Source organism: Pantoea eucrina, from assembly GCF_002095385.1.
GTDB lineage: Bacteria > Pseudomonadota > Gammaproteobacteria > Enterobacterales > Enterobacteriaceae > Pantoea > Pantoea eucrina.
In genome coordinates this window covers 134,942-149,717 of record NZ_MIPP01000002.1, presented here as the reverse complement: position 1 = coordinate 149,717, position 14,776 = coordinate 134,942, and the positions used below count along the sequence as shown (strand labels likewise).

14 protein-coding genes and 1 pseudogene are annotated in these 14,776 nt (G+C 50.5%); 7 read left to right on the top strand and 8 right to left on the bottom strand.

Annotated elements, in window-relative coordinates; all coding sequences use genetic code 11:
• Positions 1–99 precede the first annotated feature (99 nt).
• The 5 genes from HA43_RS19395 (at position 100) to HA43_RS02065 (ending at position 3,163) form a co-directional block, all read left to right on the top strand.
• On the top strand, positions 100–357 hold the full coding sequence (locus tag HA43_RS19395) for a hypothetical protein (RefSeq protein WP_425298521.1): 258 nt from the start codon (positions 100–102) through the stop codon (positions 355–357).
• A gap of 38 nt (positions 358–395) precedes the next feature.
• Positions 396–950 (top strand): ABC transporter substrate-binding protein, encoded by a 555-nt coding sequence (locus HA43_RS19390; RefSeq protein ID WP_425298520.1) that lies wholly within the window; start codon positions 396–398, stop codon positions 948–950.
• A 159-nt stretch (positions 951–1,109) separates the two neighbouring features.
• Positions 1,110–2,144, top strand: coding sequence for a FecCD family ABC transporter permease (locus tag HA43_RS02075; protein WP_083429487.1), 1,035 nt, complete (start codon positions 1,110–1,112; stop codon positions 2,142–2,144).
• Entirely contained in the window at positions 2,141–2,896 is a 756-nt protein-coding gene (locus HA43_RS02070; RefSeq protein ID WP_094110827.1) for an ABC transporter ATP-binding protein, read from the top strand. Before HA43_RS02075 ends, HA43_RS02070 begins: the two co-directional genes overlap by 4 nt.
• A 90-nt stretch (positions 2,897–2,986) precedes the next feature.
• A complete protein-coding gene (locus HA43_RS02065; RefSeq protein WP_094110826.1) occupies positions 2,987–3,163 on the top strand; it encodes a DUF1289 domain-containing protein in 177 nt (58 codons plus the stop codon).
• Positions 3,164–3,355: 192 nt separating this feature from the next.
• On the opposite strand, the gene HA43_RS02060 is transcribed toward HA43_RS02065, so the two are convergent.
• Genes HA43_RS02060 through HA43_RS02045 form a run of 4 tightly spaced genes read right to left on the bottom strand, consistent with a single transcriptional unit; the run spans position 3,356 to position 7,235 of the window.
• Positions 3,356–4,297 (bottom strand): sugar phosphate isomerase/epimerase family protein, encoded by a 942-nt coding sequence (locus HA43_RS02060; RefSeq protein WP_094110825.1) that lies wholly within the window; start codon positions 4,295–4,297, stop codon positions 3,356–3,358.
• 27 nt (positions 4,298–4,324) lie between these two features.
• Positions 4,325–4,753: a PTS mannitol transporter subunit IIA gene (locus tag HA43_RS02055; protein WP_094110824.1), complete on the bottom strand. Its 429-nt coding sequence runs from the start codon at positions 4,751–4,753 to the stop codon at positions 4,325–4,327.
• A 36-nt stretch (positions 4,754–4,789) separates the two neighbouring features.
• Positions 4,790–5,800, bottom strand: a complete 1,011-nt coding sequence (locus HA43_RS02050; RefSeq protein ID WP_094110823.1) for a Gfo/Idh/MocA family protein — start codon at positions 5,798–5,800, stop codon at positions 4,790–4,792.
• 25 nt (positions 5,801–5,825) lie between these two features.
• Entirely contained in the window at positions 5,826–7,235 is a 1,410-nt protein-coding gene (locus HA43_RS02045) for a sugar porter family MFS transporter (protein ID WP_094110822.1), read from the bottom strand.
• Between the two features lie 663 nt (positions 7,236–7,898).
• On the opposite strand from HA43_RS02045, the gene HA43_RS02040 reads away from it, so the two are divergent.
• Entirely contained in the window at positions 7,899–8,768 is an 870-nt protein-coding gene (locus HA43_RS02040; RefSeq protein WP_071668161.1) for an AraC family transcriptional regulator, read from the top strand.
• A 117-nt stretch (positions 8,769–8,885) separates the two neighbouring features.
• Positions 8,886–9,770: a sugar phosphate isomerase/epimerase family protein gene (locus HA43_RS02035; protein WP_244555202.1), complete on the top strand. Its 885-nt coding sequence runs from the start codon at positions 8,886–8,888 to the stop codon at positions 9,768–9,770.
• A 95-nt stretch (positions 9,771–9,865) separates the two neighbouring features.
• Here the strand turns inward: HA43_RS02035 and HA43_RS02030 are convergent, their stop codons facing one another.
• From HA43_RS02030 to HA43_RS02015, 4 genes and pseudogenes are all read right to left on the bottom strand, one after another.
• Positions 9,866–10,423, bottom strand: coding sequence for a histidine phosphatase family protein (locus HA43_RS02030; protein ID WP_223811788.1), 558 nt, complete (start codon positions 10,421–10,423; stop codon positions 9,866–9,868).
• A gap of 232 nt (positions 10,424–10,655) precedes the next feature.
• Positions 10,656–10,994: a cupin domain-containing protein gene (locus tag HA43_RS02025; RefSeq protein ID WP_071668158.1), complete on the bottom strand. Its 339-nt coding sequence runs from the start codon at positions 10,992–10,994 to the stop codon at positions 10,656–10,658.
• A 173-nt stretch (positions 10,995–11,167) separates the two neighbouring features.
• Entirely contained in the window at positions 11,168–11,443 is a 276-nt protein-coding gene (locus HA43_RS02020; protein WP_071668157.1) for a putative quinol monooxygenase, read from the bottom strand.
• A 239-nt stretch (positions 11,444–11,682) separates the two neighbouring features.
• A pseudogene (locus HA43_RS02015) lies at positions 11,683–14,773 on the bottom strand (efflux RND transporter permease subunit).
• Between the last annotated feature and the right edge of the window lie 3 nt (positions 14,774–14,776).

Here is a 14,776-nt window from a genome sequence, read left to right as displayed (position 1 = left end):
AACAGATACTGCAGCAGGCTACAAAGCTCGCCGGTGATTGACAAAAGCCAGATAAAAATCTGATAATGTTATGTTATAACGTTACCTTGGCAGATGATAATGAAATTTCCGTTTAAAATGCTCGCTCCGGCGTTCATGGCTTTCTCGTGCACAACCGCATTCGCCAGCACCTGGCCACTGACCGTTGAGAACTGCGGCGTTTCTGAAACATTCAGGCAGCCGCCCGCTCGCGTCGTTACGATTGGACAGCACGAAACTGAACTTCTGCTGGCGCTGGGGCTGGAAAAAACGATTGCCGGCACCTCGGTCTGGTTCGGCAAGCTTCCGCCCGAGCTTGAAAGCAGGGCCGCAGGCTGAAGCGCCTTGCTGATAATTCGCCCGGGTTTGAAACGGTTGTGGCGCAAAAGCCAGAGCTGGTACTGGCGCAGTACAGCTGGCATGTCGGTCCACAGGGTGAAGTGGCCACGCGTGAACAATTTGAGCAACTGGGCATCAGAACATGGATATCCCCTGCTGACTGCACGGGCAAAACCGTCACAGAGATGTCGAACGGCGACGGCGCGCGTACTACGCCTTATACGCTGAACTCCGTCATGAATGAGATCACTCAACTGTCACAAATTTTCGATGTCGCCGATCGCGGAGAGACGCTCAAAAAGAATCTGGCGGATCGGATCGCTCACGCGCAGCAGCAGGCAGACGCGCAGACAGGACCTCCGCTTAACGTCGTTTTCTGGTTTTCCAGCAGCCGGCTGAAAGGCGATCCGTGGGTGGCGGGTAATGACGGCGCGCCGGGCTGGATAAGCAAGACCCTTGGCCTGCAGAATATCATTCACTCTTCAGAGGAGTGGCCTGCGGTGACGTGGGAGCATATTGCTCACTCTCAGCCCGACGTGATCGTTATCGCCAGCATGGACAGACGGCTTTATCCCGCTGATGACGCTCGGTAAAAAAGGCCTTTCTCCAGAATGACCCTGTCACGCGCGAAATCAATGCGGTCAGGCAAGGCCACATCATCGTCGTACCGGCAATGTCGCTCAATCCCTCACTGCGCAACGTGGATGCAGTAGAGCTAATTGGCAAACAACTGTCCGCATACAGAAACGAACATGGCAAATAAGATCTCTTCGCCAGCGCAGACAGCGATAGTCATTCTGGCAGGCTTGCTCAGCCTGCCTGTGACGATGGTGTTAGCCGCCTCAACAGGCGACATGCCCGTTTCTTTTACCGTTACCGCTCAGGCGATCGCCAACGGGCTGGGCCTGTCACATTATGACCTCCCGCCGGTTGAGGCGGGCATCGTCTGGCAGTATCGAATGAGCAGAGCGTTAATGGCGGCCAGCAGCGGTGGCGGACTGGCGCTGTGCGGGCTAGTGCTACAGTCCGTTTTGCGTAATCCGCTTGCTGAACCTTATCTGCTGGGGATTTCAGCCGGTGCTTCAACCGGTGCCGTCTGTATTATGCTGTTAGGCGTTGGCGGCGGGATTGTCACTGTCGGCGCCGGCGCGTTTACCGGTGCATGCCTGGCGTTTGGGCTGATTTTGCTTTTATCTGGCGGCATACAGAATCACACCGGAAGAATCATCCTCGCTGGCGTGGCGGGCACTCAGCTGTTTAATGCACTGACCTCTTATATTGTCAGTACCGCCGCGAATGCCGAGCAGTCGCGCGGTGTGATGTTCTGGCTACTGGGTAGCCTCAGCGGCGTGCGCTGGCCTGATGCCATACTCTGTTCTCTTGTTTCACTTGCCGGTTTAATGCTGGTTATTGGCCATGCACGATCGCTGGATACGTTTACTTTTGGCGTTGAGATATCGGCCACACTGGGCACGCGTGTGCTTTTTGTCCGCATAATGCTACTGCTGGTTACCGCTCTGGTCACGGCCGTTATCGTCAGTTCGATTGGCGCTGTCGGATTTATCGGCCTGGTCATTCCTCATATAACGCGGATGCTGGTGGGCCACCGGCATCTGGTTAGCATTCCCGTAACGTTTATTGCTGGCAGTCATTTTATGATCCTCGCCGATCTCCTATCCAGAACGTTGATAACGCATCAGGTCTTACCTGTCGGCGTGGTGACTGCTCTGGTCGGTGCACCTGTTTTTGCCGTTATTCTCTATAGCAACCGGGGGAAGTCGATATGAGTATTGTGGTCACTCATCTTGATGTTGAATTGCAAAACAACACTATCCTGTCAGACATCTGTTTTAGCGCCGGACCTGCGCAGACTGTTGGGCTGCTTGGGCCGAACGGCTCCGGTAAATCAACGCTGATCAGGTCGCTGGCGGGTTTGTTTCCCGCTTCCGGCAATCGTATTCAAATCGCCGGTACGTCGCTCTGCCAGTTTCCACGCCGCCACCTTGCACGGAAGCTGGCCTTTGTGCCACAGCATGCAGAAGCTGATAACGAACTGAGCGTCATTGATATTGTGCGTCTGGGGCGTACGCCACATCGCAGCGCATTCAGTCGATGGCGGGATGCGGATAATCATGCGGTGCAGGAAGCGCTTACACAGATGCAGTTAAACAGTCTGGTCAGCCGGCCGTGGCAGCGCTTATCAGGCGGTGAACGACAGCGCTGTCAGATTGCACGCGCGCTGGCGCAAAAGCCCGATATCCTCCTGCTTGATGAGCCGGTAAATCATCTGGATATTCAGTTTCAGCTCGAATTAATGCGGCTTATTACTGCGTTGCCTGTAACGGTGGTTATTGCGCTGCACGATCTGAATCTGGCCGCCAGGTATTGTCAGCATCTGGTCGTTCTGCAGCAGGGCAAAGTTATTGCAACAGGCTCTCCGGAGAGCGTTCTGACGCCAGCGCTTATTCATTCCACATGGAAAGTTCACGCACTGGTTAACCAACCGGGAAACGGTGCCATAAACATACAATATGTTTAACCACTCTATTTATAAACGACCTGGCTCTCTTTCCACTGCTTACTTATGAAAGTGTACTGAAGACAGGCAAGAAACTTTTGAGGAACCGGTATGGCCATTAAATCTCCCTGCACCGACGTTTGCATCTTTGAACAGTCGAAAGGCTGGTGTAAAGGATGTGGTCGCACGCTAAAAGAGGCAAAAGAATGGCGCAAGCTTTCTCCTTATCATCGTAAACAGATTGAGCGAGCGCTTCCTGTGCGGCTGAACATTCTAATGAAGAGTTAAACACCACCGGTTTTGTCGAATGCGCGCTGACGCGCCTGACGCGCCCCTGTGAGGTTACCACCCTGGTTAATTTTTGAACTTCCATGAGTCTGCCTGCGCTGAGCGAAACCTTACAGGAGGCTATTCCTTCTGAACAGAATCACTTTGCGGCGTCCGGTGACGTGCCTGCCTTTACTGACAGGCACTGCGCTTCTAGCGACTCAGGGTGGCGAGTAAGGCATCAATAGACGTCTGCAGACCAGCTTCAACACTCATCGTCAGATCTTCCATTTCAAGTGACACATCACCGTTATAACCAGTCATACGCAATACTGAAAAAAACTCTTTCCACCATTTCAGATCCTGCCCGCAACCTACGGCGACATAGTTCCAGGTACGGGTTTTAGTATCGGTAACGGGCTGGTACTCCATCAGTCCATCAATGTCGGCGAGACCCCGCTCGATTCGCGCATCTTTACCATGAACATGAAAAACCGCGCCTTCCAGCTTACGCGCTGCTGCTATGGGGTCAGCGCCCATAGCTATCAGATGAGAGGGATCCAGGTTGATGCCAATCATGTCATCTACGGCGTGACGCAGACGCAGTAAGGTGGATGGGTTATAAACCAGCTGGCTGGGAAACTCTTCGATAGCAATTTGCTCTACGCCATGGTGCTTTGCGTGCTGCACAAACTTTTTCCACCATGGGATCGCGACATCGTTCCATTGATAATCGATTACACCCGGCATGTAATCCGGCCATGAAACCGTTGATGTTATCCAGTTTGGCACGCGATCTTCTGGCCCGCCTCCGGGCAAACCGCTCATCATCACAATCTTTTTAACACCCAGTTTGCCTGCTAACTCAACCGCCCGGTAACTGCTTTTGGTATGGGTTTCGCCCAGTTCACCAGGCGCTAACGGGTTGCCAGAACAGTTCAGCGCCACAATACGCATCTCCCGCTCAGCCAGTTCCTGTTTGAATTGCTCAAGCTTTTCGGGCGAATTTAATAACGCTTCGGTTTGAACATGTGGACAGGGTGACCAGCCGCCTGCGGTCATTTCAACCCCACTGATCCCATAACTTTTAACTTTGTCCAGCATTGCCGGAAAAGGTAAATCCGCCAGAACATCAGCACACAATGCAAGTTCCATTCTATTATCCCCAATATTTTGCGTGCGTTACGCTCTTTCGAATTGATCGATAAACCCGGATTTAGTTCTGGCATTCGCTAATAAGGTGGTTTTGACTTCATCACCCAGTAAATCTGCAATATCCGCCAGAATCTGAATATGTTCATTTTTTGTTGCAGCTACAGCGACAACAATAAAAACAATTTTTCCTTTACCCCAGCTGACGCCATCGGGAAACTGAAACACCTGAAAGCCAGATTGAATGACCAGATCGAGGTTTTCCTTTGCGCAATGGGGAAGCGCAATACCTGCTCCAATGTAGGTTGAAACACTCTTTTCCCGCGAGAGCATTGCCTGTTCAAAGCCGGGTTTGACATAACCCGCTTTTTCCAGGGCGCTGGCGGCAATGTGTATTGCCTCATTTTTATGCGTTGCCCGGCACTGCAAATGCAGCGCGTCTTCCGTTAAATTCAACATCACTTATTCCTCACTGGTGGCGCAAGAGTGCATTAATCAACGATAAAGGGCGGGCTGCGGTGGAATAATGACATCGTGTTTTTCGCCATCTTTCAGCGAGGCTAAACCGGCATCACAAACCAGCGCCACTACGTAACCATCCCATGAGGAGGGGCCGCTCATCTCGCGCCCGTTACGCACGTTATCGACAAAATGCTGCACTTCCCGATCGTATGCCGTGGCGAAACGTTCCATACAGGATTGTGCAATATGCTGTGCGTTGCCGTTCAGCGAACGCGTACTAATCAGCTGCTGTTCAGTCAGCGCGACAATCGCGTTTTCGCCAATCACTTCGCAGCGAATGTCATAGCCGTAATGGCAATTTACAAACAGCTCATCATCGATGCGCACACCAGATTCGGTCTCGAAAATTATGATTAAAGGATCCTGTAAATGCGGCTGCGCACGCCGGGTTTTCTTACGGGGTTTGTCCACGCGCACCGAAATAATATTCTCATTAAGCAAATAGCGGATGATATCGATTTCGTGCGTGGCGGAATCATTCACCGCCATTTCCAGCGTATAGCTTTCCGGCACAGAGGGATTTCTGTGCGCGCAATGGATCAGCAGGATATCGCCGGGTTTCCCGTCATCAATTGTCTTTTTCAGCGCCTGATAACCTGGATCGAAACGGCGCATAAAGCCAAGCTGAAGCAGACGCTTACCGGTTCTGACTTCAGCATCAATAATTTCTGCTGATTCATCAGCAGTTGGTGTTAATGGCTTTTCACAAAATACCGGTTTGCCGGCATTAAATGCCGCAAGGATTTGCGTTTTATGAACCGGGCCTATTGAGCAAATAAACACTGCATCGACCAGCTCCGAATTAATCATCTCTTCAGCATCATAAAACGCCGTAGCGTTAAATTCTCTGGCCGCCGCATCGGCTGCCGTATGGTTTATATCGCAAACAGCAGTAACCTGCGCGCCAGTAATTGTATTTTGAAAACGTTTCAGGTGATCCTGGCCAATCATGCCCAGACCAATCAGGCCAATTTTGACAGTCATTTATTTACCCTCAGTTACTAAAGCGTTAGAAACGAAATTTCTTTTCGATTTGTTCTAATGTCAGACCGCGTGTTTCCGGCAGATATTTCACCAGCAGAATCAACATAATGATGTTAGTTGCCCCGAAGAAGCCAAAGGTCAGGCCGCCTCCGTAATGGTTCAGCAGGAAAGGGAAAATAGACTGGATTATGAAATCGAATATCCACAAACCGAATACCGCAAAGCCCATACCGATACCGCGCATTCTGAGAGGATAGATTTCTGCCAGCATCAGCCAGAACACCGGTGCTATCCAGCCCTGCATGAACACCAGAAAAACCAGCATCAAGCCAAGGATCACATAGGGTGCGCTGGCAAAATTCGCATGCAGAATTTCTGCACCATCCACAACTTCAGTGTGAAACAGGAACTTAAACGCTAAACCAATCAGTAGCAGGCTCAGCGTGACGCCGGCCTGTCCGGTAAAAAACATTTTCCGGCGTGAGTGTTTGCCAATTAACGCCATGCCAAGGAGGGTAGCCAGTACAGAGATAATGCCATTGGCTACTGCGCCAGTGACAGCTGCCGCATCGCCCAGGCCCGTGGCTTTCAATACCGTTGGCGCGTAGTACATGATGGTATTGACCCCGGTAACGCGCGTTGCGAGTACGATCATTAAGCCCGTTAACACCAGTTGAATCACCCAGCGTTTTTTCAGTTCGTCAAACAGGTTTAATTTCATCTGATCGGCTTTGACGATTTGCTGGATATCTTTCACTTCGCGGTCAACTTCTTCCGGCAGGCGAAGCGTTTTCAATACGCTTATGGCCTTTTCAGTTTCACCGCGACGAATAAAGAAACGCGGTGATTCCGGCATCATAAGCATACCGATCCACAATAGCGCGCCAGGCAGTGCCGGAATAGCCAGCATAATGCGCCAGTTGTGCTGCAACTCGGGATAGACATTCACAAGCGTTGCATTAACGGAATACGCGAGGAACTGGCCGGTAACAATCATTAGCTCATTGACGGTGACTAACCGCTCGCGCTGATCGGCTCGTGCCAGTTCGGAAATATAAATGGGTACGGTTACAGAAGCGCAGCCCACCGCTAAGCCCAGGATAAAACGCGCAACAATCATTGATGGCACATCCCACGCAAACGCCGTGCCTAACGCGCCGAACATAAAAACAGCTGCCACCCAAAGCAAATTTTTACGACGTCCTTGCTTATCTGATAAATATCCACCAAATAGCGAGCCCAGCGCGGCACCAAACAGCAGAAATGAAGTAATAAATCCTTCCTGAGCCGGTGTCAGATTCATATCATATTTCATGAATATTAATGCGCCGGAGATAACGCCGGTGTCATAACCGAAACATAAGCCGCCAATGGTTGATACAAGCGTAATCAAACGCATGCGCTTAGGATTTTGCAGGTGAGTTTTGTTATACATAGTTTTTCCATCTGGTTGTAAGGTAATACCGTTGCAAGCCGTTTATAGTCAGAATAAAGCTATGTTGTTTTAAAACGTTAAAAAGAGCAGTTAACTTACTGGCTGTGTAAGTATGATTTTAATTTCAGCGTGAAGAGGCTGCTGTGACCCTCAAACGTTACGACAACGTTATATCAAAGTGAAAATCAAAAGCCAGACACGTCTCTCCGTACTATTTACCAGCGTGCTGGCGATCAAATATTTTTAATTACATTCGTGAAAAGCAGTGATAATCATCACGCCGTCAAATATGAACGTTGACATAGCAAGATTGAAGAGAGTTTGAAAAGTCAATTTTTACCACCACTGTGGTGGCTTACTTGTAAGAAATAAAATAGCAATTTTGATGATTATTGACCGTTTAATGAAAATACCCCTCTTAACAGAGTTAGCTTGTTACTGTCTTTATCTGAATGAGTGCATCCGGCTGCTTTTTAAAAAACGTGATGACAATCATGTCTCCTTGCGTGACCAGAGCGGTCATAACAATTAAAGAGAGTTAAGGATAAAGGAATTTCATTCTGGCATTATATATCAGTGGGTTAGTCAGGAAGAAAAAGCAAAGTTGATGATTACCAGCGCGTAAAGTCGTGTCAGAATAGCGCCATCACGACAGGAGACATTATGATCACCTTCAGTCTTAACGAGCATCCGTCCGCACGCGGCTTCGACAGTGGCCTGCGACCGCGCCTGAGCTTCATCTGCAAAGCTGAAGGCAAAGAGGAAGCGATTCCTCGCGTAATGCACAAACATGATGAACGCTTTGAATTGATGTTTATCCGCTCAGGCAAGGGTATTTATAATATCGACGGCCGTAGCTATGTCGTTAAATCTGGCGATATATTACTGTTCAATGCCAGCGTGCTTCATGATGAATGCCCGGAAGCCTCAGATGACCTGCTGATATTCAGCTGCGGCGTTGAGCAACTGAAGGTCGATGGTTTGCCACTGAACGTCCTTACGCCTCGCTCGCAAACCGCGGTCATGCCAGCCGGCAATTATTATCATGAAATTTGCCAGTTGTTTGAACAGATGTGGTCGCATGTCAGTAATAAGCGTCTGTACAGCACAGAAATTGGCGATAGCTTACTCAGCGTGCTGTTATTATTGTGCCGGAATATCTGGATAGAAAGCAAACCGCAACAGGAAAGCGCCAGCGTATTATTAGGGCAGCGCGTGAAGGACTATATCGACAACCATTATAAAGAAGATATCTCCCTGAGTTCGATTACTGCAGCGATGAATATGAATCAGTTCTATCTGGCGCATGTCTTCAAAGCCTACTCGGGTTATTCCCCAAAACAGTATCAGACCCGCCGCCGTATCGGCGAGGCACAAAACTTATTATTAAGCACTGACCTGGGAGTCATAGATGTAGCAAGTGCTGTAGGCTACGATAACGTAAACAATTTCCACCGAATCTTTCATAATCTTGTCGGCATTCCGCCTGCCCGTTATAAAAAATTCTGGATAACCGGGCAGATAAAAAGATAAGTTACATGGATACTTTGTGTGCGGCACGATCACCCTGCCCCTGATCTGTTCTGAGATGCTTCCGGTTTTCTTTTTCTCATACAGTTTAAGACGCATCCGGTAATATTGCGTGACCGTATGCAGGCTTTCTATCTCCTGTTGATTCCCGCTATATTAAATTCTGATGCAGAGGAAATTATGCTCAAAACTCTTCACGGTATTTCAACCCATTACTGCAATGTGGTTACTGAAGCACGTATAGCTGCGGAAGCGGGCTATGATGGTCTGGAGTTTTTGCATGATAAATTGCTGCGTTATCTCGATCACGGCGGCAGTACTGCACAACTTAACACGCTGGTGCGGGGTCATGGATTACAGACCTTGTGTCTTAATGCCCTGATAAATATTGAACGCTATCAGGGTGCAGAAAAGCAGCAAATGCTGGCTGAAGCCAGGCGACTGACGCAGATTGCGGCGGATTTGGCCTGCCCGACCATTCAGATTCTGGCGCAGCACGGCATTGATCATCTGCCAGAGAGGCAACTTCTCGATATTATTACCGAAAATATTGCTGAGATTGCCACTATTGGCCAGCAATATGGGGTGCGCTATCAGATTGAGGTTATCGCGCATACGCGATACAACACGCTCAATCAGGCACTGGAGGTGATTCAGCGTATAAATGCACCTAATATCGGTTTAGTCATCGACTTCTGGCACCTCTTTGCGACCGGGCATACTACGCCGGAGGATATTCAACAGCTCGATCCTGCCCTTATCTACGGCGTGCACTCTTGTGATAGCCGTAAGCCCCGCCCTGGTGAAGAATGGAACGAAACGGTGTTGCGCGCTTATATGCCCGGCGAGGGGGATATTGATATTCAGGCATGGAGCAATGCGGTAAAAGCCACCGGTTTTGATGGCGTATGGTCAGCAGAATTATTCAGCCCGGCACGCTGGGAAATGGACCACGCTATCCTGGCAAAACAGATCATTGATAATATGAAATTCTATTTAGGTTAGGTTAAGGCTTTGGCTGTCCGCTTTGTGCCGAAAGCGAAACTACTAATTTTCAATGTCTGGAGACTCCGGACGTGCCCCCAACCCGATATCTTTAATTACTGAAGTCTGTAGATGCTCGCGTTCCAGTAACCATTACCCTGACTACAATATTCTTTAAAACCCAAAGACCTCAGTTCCCCTGCAATTAGCCGATTCATCACCCCATGTCCCATAAGAAGCACAGGCCCGTCGGATGCTTTTGCCAACCCGACGAGGCTATTCGCAGCCTGAGCAGCACGTCTCTTTGCTTTTCCCATGCGCTCCACATTACGGGACAGGCCACATAGCCACATAACGCGAAAAATAGCAGCCCATACGGCTGGAGATAACCTGAAACCGGGCAGGTGAAATACCGGCAGACCAGCTTCCCTGAACACCTCATCAATAACGTCCGGTTCAAGCCCTAATGCTTTCAGGGAAGAAAGTGCTCTGGGAAGAGGGCTACTTATGATTCGCGATGCGCAGACCGCTAATGATTTGCTGGAATCGGGCGGTCTATCTTCTCCTGTATCGGAAAGATCATATCTGGCAATCCAGTTGCACATTTCACGGCTCGTTACTTTCGCAGATCCTGTAAAAGCGGGCTTTCCATGACGCATTAAAATAATTTCCATACAGAACTTCTTATTTATTGTCCTAATGTCCGCTTCTCACTCAAAGCGGAGATGACTAAACCTGAATGCACTCATCCATGGCGAGCCGTTGACAGTGCATAGCCATGTACTCCATCAGAATCTTCAGGCTGTTTTTCATCGGATGGCAAAGGTGCCGGAAATGCCCTTTACGCCTTTAAAAGGTTCCGGGGCGTTTTGAGTAGCGCAACCAGAAACGTTTTTTAAGACACAGTCAGGTAAGGTCTGTTCGATCTCCGCGCGGTGTTGGATGTGAAATGACGATAAATTCGATTGCGGAATCCGTGTCATTTCTGGCCTGATGCTTTGAGCCAGGGGGGATCTCAATGCCCTGCTGAGCGACAATTCGATGCGCTTTTCCTTCCAGCTCCATGGTCAACACACCATCCAGAACGAAAAAAAACTGTCTGGATACCGAATGGTAGTGTCGCTTTTCACATGTTTCCGGCGGCATCTTTTCGTGAATAATCAGCATGTCTTGCCGGTTTACCAGATACCAGCCATCGCACTTATCACCCCATACATAATGCTCAGCATTAGCCTTAGAAATCATTGGTTTTTACCTGTTGACCGCGTAAGAATTCTGAACCTGATGCGTTGTTATACTTTGAGAGCTCTTTGATTCGCAACAGCGATGTTATGTTTGATGCGGCTCTATCTGCAGATGTAAGAAAGCCGCTGGGTAGCGGCCTTTTATAAACGTATCGTGATTCGGTTTCGGTAAAGTTACTCACTCTCTGAGATTTCATACTCTCTGGCGATCGCGCTGGTTTCTCTTCCCCAGACCGAAGCCCTGGTTCTTTTCTGATGGGCGTCAAAAGTAGCCTGGTTTGTAAAAAGTTCTTCGACGGTCCAGACCAGGGGGTCTGCTGTTTCAGTAACCTCAAATGATACGCATCCGGTTTCTTTCCTGGTTAGTTGCTTGTGTTCAGGAAGGTACTGGCGAACAAGATCCGCTTCTTCTGCACTTTTACACACCAAACGACCCGTCAGCTTAATCATTATCATCCCGTTATTTTCATGCGGTTTTATCGAGTATCCCAGCGACGAAGTTACACCAAACCGTTGAGGAAAAGAAACCGATCAGAAGCGGGCCTGACCGCCTCCTGTGCTGGCAGAAGTCCCGACCGGTTCACCGCCGGGACCTTGCTGCAACGGGCCCGTTCCCCCGGGCACCGTCTTTTTAGCACCTGTAATGTCAGACTTGAGCCAATGCGCGGGTGCCCCCCTGCGGATAACCGTTATTCTGCGGCTTTAACTTCCGCGTGTTTTTTATTTTCCGGATGTATCCTGAACCAGATGGCATACATAGCAGGCAGGAAAACCAGCGTAATAATAGTTCCGGCAAAGGTTCCGCCAATCAGCGTGTAGGCGAGCGTTCCCCAGAAAACCGAGTGCGTGAGCGGTATAAAGGCCAGGATAGCGGCCATCGCCGTTAGTACAACGGGACGGGCACGCTGAATAGTGGCTTCGACAACGGACTCAAAAGGCGTCAGCCCTTCATGCTCATTGTGATGGATCTGCCCTATCAGGATTAATGTGTTGCGCATCAGAATCCCCGACAGGGCGATCAGCCCGACCAGCGCATTTATCCCGAACGGCTGATTGAACAGCAGCAGCGTCGGTACCACACCAATCAGCCCCAGCGGCGCCGTCAGAAACACCATCACCATCGCTGACATTGACCGCACCTGCAGAATGATAATCAGAAGCGTAATGGCAATCATGATCGGGAACAGCGGCGCCATCGCCTTAGTCGCTTTACCCGACTCCTCAATTGGCCCGCCCCTGCTCAATGCGGTATCCGGCCGGAAGCTTAGCGATAACAGGCTGTAATTTTTTCAGGATTGTCGTGGAAACATCGGGTGGCTGCATGCTGTCTGAAATATCGCCCCGTACGGTAATCGTCGGGGTTCGATCGCGACGCCGCAGTACGGGATCTTCCATTCTTATCTCAACGTCGCCTGTCTGAGACAGCGGAATGCGCTGGCCTGATGATCCCACCAGGGTAAATCCAGCTATCCTTGCAGGATCGAGCCTGATATCGCCGGCTGCACGCCCCATCACCTCTACAGAACGGATATCTTCGCGAACGGATGTCACAGGTACGCCAGAGAGCAGAAACCGGAGCTGCTGCGCAACGGCATTAGACGTCAGTCCTACAGCCTGGAGACGATCCTGATTCAGCGAGAAGTGCAGCGTCGGCACGCGTTGCCCCCAGTCGGTATTGACGGTCCTCATATCAGGACAGGCCAGCATAACCGCCTCTACTTCGCCCGCTATTTCACGCAGTTTATCCGGATCAGGTCCCATGACCCGCCAGGCAACCGGATAAGGTGAATAGGGGCCAAAAACCAGCTGTGTTACGCGGACGCGTGCTTCAGGAGCGAGTCCGCTGGCTGCAGCCTCACGCAGCCGGTGCTTGAGAACATCCCGGGCATCCTGACTCTCTGTCAGAACAACAATCTTTGCAAAAGAGGGATCGGGAAGCTCAGGCGCCATTGCCAGATAGAAACGGGGTGAGCCCTGTCCAATGTAAGAGGTGACGATTTTTGCCTCTTTCTGCTTTTTCAGCCACTCCTCGATTTTCGCCGTGGTTTTGCTGGTCTGCTCAATTGAGGTGCCGTAAGGCATCTGAACCTCAATCAAAACCTCCGGACGATCTGATGTCGGAAAGAACTGTTTCTTTACCAGCCCCATGCCGAGAATAGCCACGGTGAAGATGATGATGACCGTCGCGGCGACTAACCATTTTCGTGCAATAACGTGCGCAATTAACCGGCGAAAACGATTGTAGCGCGGGGTATCGTAAATTGTGGTGTGGCCACCTGATAAGGCTTTGATTTCTGGCAGCATTTTCACGCCAAGATAGGGCGTGAACACTACGGCTACTACCCACGACGCTATCAGGGCGATACCGACAATCCAGAACATGTTACTGGTATACTCACCGGCGGTAGACTGTGCAAAGCCGTTAGGCATAAACCCCACCACCGTCACCAGTGTTCCAGCCAGCATCGGGGCGGCAGTATGACTCCATGCATAGGCGGAAGCTTTGATGCGATCGTAGCCCTCCTCCATTTTTACCACCATCATCTCAATCGCAATGATGGCATCATCCACCAGAAGCCCCAGAGCCAGGATCAGTGACCCCAGAGTGATACGGTCAAAGTTTTTACCTGATGCCTCCATGACCATAAAAACCACCGCCAGCGTCAGCGGCACCGCAGCAGCCACCACCACGCCCACCCGCCAGCCCATGCTGATAAAGCAGACCACCATGACCACAAGCAGCGCAACGAAGAACTTAAGCATAAATTCATCGACGGCTGAGCTGATGTTAACCGACTGGTCGGTGACTTTCGTCAGCGTCATACCCAGCGGCATGGATGCGTTGATACTGGCCGCTTCAGCATCCAGCGATTTCCCCAGCTCAAGGCCGTTCCATCCCTCACGCATAATAATTCCCAGCAGCAGAGCGGGTTCACCCTGATTACGGATGAGAAACGTAGCGGGATCCTCATAGCCTCGTTCAACGGTGGCAATGTCCGACAGCAGCAGCGTTCTGCCACCGATCACAATCGGCGTTTTACGAATCTGCTCAAGTTTGCTGAACGCCCCGTCAAGGCGAATAAATACCTGTGGGCCCTGGGTGTCAATGGAGCCTGCCGGCGTCAGGGCATTCTGGTTATTGAGCGCTGCGAATATCTCCTGGGGAGAAACGCCCAGCGTGGCCAGCCGGTCATGAGAGAAGGAAACAAAGATGCGTTCGGTCTGCTCACCAATGATATTGACCTTTTTCACACCCGGCACATGAAGAAGCCGCTGGCGCAGTGATTCTGCATCGCGTACCAGTAAACGCTGAGGCTCTCCTTTCGCTTTTAAAGCGAAGAGGGAAAAAGTGACGCCCGAAAACTCGTCATTGATCATCGGTCCGATGACGCCTGCAGGCAGATTTTTTGCCTCATCACCCAGCTTTTTACGGGCCTGATAGAACGCTTCCTGCACCTGTGAGGGTGGCGTGCTGTCCTGCAGCGATAGCAGGGTGAATGCCATTCCCGGACGGGTATACGTTTCAGTACGGTCGTACCACTTAAGCTCCTGCAATCGCTTTTCCAGCGGTTCAGCAACCTGATCCTGCATTTCCTGTGCCGTCGCACCCGGCCATGCGGTAATAATCGTCATCTGTTTGACGGTAAAAGGCGGATCTTCTGCCCGCCCCAGCGCAAAAAAAGAGAGGATGCCTGTGACCGTAATCAGAATGATCAGAAACAGCGTAATTGAGCGTTCACGGACGGCAAGCGCAGAGAGATTGAAACGGGAATTACTCATGCG

Coding starts and splice junctions, on each gene's coding strand:
- HA43_RS02065 (WP_094110826.1), top strand. CDS start 2,987: ATGGCCATTAAATCTCCCTGCACCGACGTTTGCATCTTTGAACAGTCG.
- HA43_RS02045 (WP_094110822.1), bottom strand. CDS start 7,235: ATGTATAACAAAACTCACCTGCAAAATCCTAAGCGCATGCGTTTGATT.
- HA43_RS02075 (WP_083429487.1), top strand. CDS start 1,110: ATGGCAAATAAGATCTCTTCGCCAGCGCAGACAGCGATAGTCATTCTG.
- HA43_RS02060 (WP_094110825.1), bottom strand. CDS start 4,297: ATGGAACTTGCATTGTGTGCTGATGTTCTGGCGGATTTACCTTTTCCG.
- HA43_RS02050 (WP_094110823.1), bottom strand. CDS start 5,800: ATGACTGTCAAAATTGGCCTGATTGGTCTGGGCATGATTGGCCAGGAT.
- HA43_RS02070 (WP_094110827.1), top strand. CDS start 2,141: ATGAGTATTGTGGTCACTCATCTTGATGTTGAATTGCAAAACAACACT.
- HA43_RS02020 (WP_071668157.1), bottom strand. CDS start 11,443: ATGATTAAGCTGACGGGTCGTTTGGTGTGTAAAAGTGCAGAAGAAGCG.
- HA43_RS02055 (WP_094110824.1), bottom strand. CDS start 4,753: ATGTTGAATTTAACGGAAGACGCGCTGCATTTGCAGTGCCGGGCAACG.
- HA43_RS02030 (WP_223811788.1), bottom strand. CDS start 10,423: ATGGAAATTATTTTAATGCGTCATGGAAAGCCCGCTTTTACAGGATCT.
- HA43_RS02035 (WP_244555202.1), top strand. CDS start 8,886: ATGCAGGCTTTCTATCTCCTGTTGATTCCCGCTATATTAAATTCTGAT.
- HA43_RS19395 (WP_425298521.1), top strand. CDS start 100: ATGAAATTTCCGTTTAAAATGCTCGCTCCGGCGTTCATGGCTTTCTCG.
- HA43_RS02025 (WP_071668158.1), bottom strand. CDS start 10,994: ATGATTTCTAAGGCTAATGCTGAGCATTATGTATGGGGTGATAAGTGC.
- HA43_RS02040 (WP_071668161.1), top strand. CDS start 7,899: ATGATCACCTTCAGTCTTAACGAGCATCCGTCCGCACGCGGCTTCGAC.